Raw genomic sequence first — 2,372 nt, 5'->3', positions numbered from 1 at the left:
GAAGGCGGTGGCCACCTTGGACCGCGGGACCTCGGTCGTCCAGCTCCGCCGCGGGTTGTCGCTCTTGGTGCTCCACGGGTCGGGCACACCGCGCAGGTAGGGCACCGGGGCCCCGCCCCAGATGTCCTCGTTGTTGACCGTGTGGCCGCCGGAGGATGACGAGTAGATGGCCTCGATGACCTGACCCCCGTAGCGGGGTACGTAGCCGGTCGTCGAGCTGCCGCCCGCGGCGACCGCGGCGCGCCACCGCGGCCATGCGCTGGCCTCGCTGCCCGTGGGCACCGCGCCGTAGACCTGGTCGGTGATGCTGTCCTGCACGTGGCAGGCGCAGGCCGATCGTACGCCGCCGGCCACCTTGCGCAGGGCGTACGCGCGAGCTGCGGCCGCCTGCGTCTCGAGCGCGGCGTCCGGCCACGACCACGGCACCTCACGCACCTGGTCGAGGTACTCGTCGGCCAGACGCAGGTGCAGGACCCCCTCGAGCGTCGCGGCCCCCGGTGTCGGCGTGACGACGAAGGGAGCATGGGCGTACCGCTTGCCGCCGAGCGAGAGATCCGTGCGTGTCTGGTCCCAGGTGATGGAGACTGCCGAGCCCGTCACCGACGCCGGCGAGCAGCCAGAGCACGAGGCGACGACCGACGAGCCGCTGCGTCGCAGGGAGACGCTGCGGCCCGCGGCGGCCCTGAGCGTGCTCGACCCGGCCGTCACCGTGAGGGTGCCACCGCCGCTGGAGCGGGCGAGACCGCTCACCGCGGTCGTGCTCCGGCCCCGGACGATGTTGACCCGGATCGTCTGGGTGTCGGGGACCGCGTCGTAGGTCGTGCCCGCGTAGTAGAAGCCGAGGATCTCGCGTGCGGAGCGCCCCGCCTTGGCCTGGGCGAGGGCGCCGTACTGGCTCATGCCGACCCCGTGACCGAAGCCGCGTCCGGTGAAGCTCCACGGCGAGGTGTCGACCGACTGGGCGGCGGCCGTCGCGGGAGCAGCCGCAGCACCGTGGGCCGAGCCACCACCGATCGCGATGACGCTCACCGCCGCCACGACGACGCGGGTCAGGACACGACGATGCTCACGGACGACTCCCATGGGGGGATTGTCCTCGCGTCAGCGCTCCTGCGGAAGTCCGGCCGACAGGTGTCGCGGACTCGTGATGAAGCCCAGCCCCCAGGCCCAGTGCATCGTGGCGATCGCGAGGGGAACCCGGGCCCGCACGGCGGGCTCCTCCCCCTTCGAGATGGCGATGCCACCGACGGTGACCGCGGCCAGGTAACCGGCGGGGACGATCCACGCGGGGCGCCAGACGGCGCCGACCAGGGTCGCCGCCGTCGTCCCCGCCACCATCGCCGGCGGCGCGAGGTAGCGCGCGTTGGCGGTGCCACGGTGCAGCCGGGCGACGACCCTCCGCCAGCGGCCGTAGTTGAAGTACTGGTCGGCGAGCGCCCGCACGCTTGAGCGGGGCCGGTAGGTGACGACGAGCTCGGGCGTGAACCACACCCGTCCGCCGGTGGACCGGATGCGGTGGTTCATCTCCCAGTCCTGGGCCCGCGCGAAGTGGGGGTCGTAACCACCGACCCGCTCGAGGGCGGAGCGGCGGAAGACGCCGAGGTAGACGGTGTCGGACTCGCCGGCCCCGCCACCGACGTGGAACCGCGCCCCGCCGACGCCCAAGGGGCTCTTCATGGCACAGGCGATGGCCCGCTCGAGCGGGCTGCGCCCCACGGCGTCCATGATCCCGCCCACGTTGTCGGCCCCCGTGGCCTCGAGCACCTCGACCGCCCGACTCAGGTAGTCGGTCGGGATCTCCGCGTGCGCGTCGACCCGCGCGACGATCTCGCCCGTCGAGGCGGCGATGGCGGCGTTGAGGCCCTCAGGAGTGCGGCCGGAGGGGTTGGGCACGGTGCGGACCCGGGTGTCCTGCGCGCTCAGCCGAGCGGCGATCTCGTCGGTGTCGTCGGTCGACGGGCCGAGTGCCAGGACGAGCTCGAGCTCACCGGGCCAGTCCTGCCCGAGGACCATCGCCACGGAGTCGGCGATGTGGCGGGCCTCGTTGAGCACGGGCATGACGACGCTGACACGGGGGGGACACGCGCTCCAGTATGGACAAGGTCACGGTGGGCGCCCCGCGGACGCGCCGTCGTCGTCCTGCGACCTGCCAGCCTTTGCTCCTATCCTCCTTGGCATGCCTGATCGCCCCACCAGCCCGCGACGCCCCGACGACGGGCGCGACGACGCGATGACCTTCGACATGCGCAAGGGTCGCCGCGGACGCGACGAGGCGCGGGCGATCCCGACGGGCAAGAGGGACCGCCCACGCCGCCCGGCGTCCGGCGAGCGCGCCGCGGCCTCGTCCGCGACGGGCGGCTCCGGTGCCGCCC

The 2,372-nt window shown here is 73.6% G+C and carries 2 protein-coding genes and 1 pseudogene; 1 reads left to right on the top strand and 2 read right to left on the bottom strand.

The window, feature by feature from the left end; genetic code table 11:
* Both B277_RS13115 and B277_RS13110 read right to left on the bottom strand, forming a co-directional pair.
* The coding region (locus tag B277_RS13115) for a SpoIID/LytB domain-containing protein (protein WP_007929007.1) at positions 1-1,083 on the bottom strand (1,083 nt) is incomplete at its 3' end.
* A gap of 18 nt (positions 1,084-1,101) precedes the next feature.
* A pseudogene (locus B277_RS13110) lies at positions 1,102-2,070 on the bottom strand (glycosyltransferase family 2 protein); the annotation flags it as partial.
* Between the two features lie 106 nt (positions 2,071-2,176).
* Here B277_RS13110 and B277_RS17610 point away from each other — a divergent pair.
* The coding region (locus B277_RS17610; RefSeq protein ID WP_202948426.1) for a hypothetical protein at positions 2,177-2,372 on the top strand (196 nt) is incomplete at its 3' end.

It is taken from the genome of Janibacter hoylei PVAS-1 (assembly GCF_000297495.1).
Classification (GTDB): domain Bacteria; phylum Actinomycetota; class Actinomycetes; order Actinomycetales; family Dermatophilaceae; genus Janibacter; species Janibacter hoylei.
Note: the sequence above shows the minus strand (reverse complement) of the source record. Positions and strands in the feature narration are given on the sequence as shown.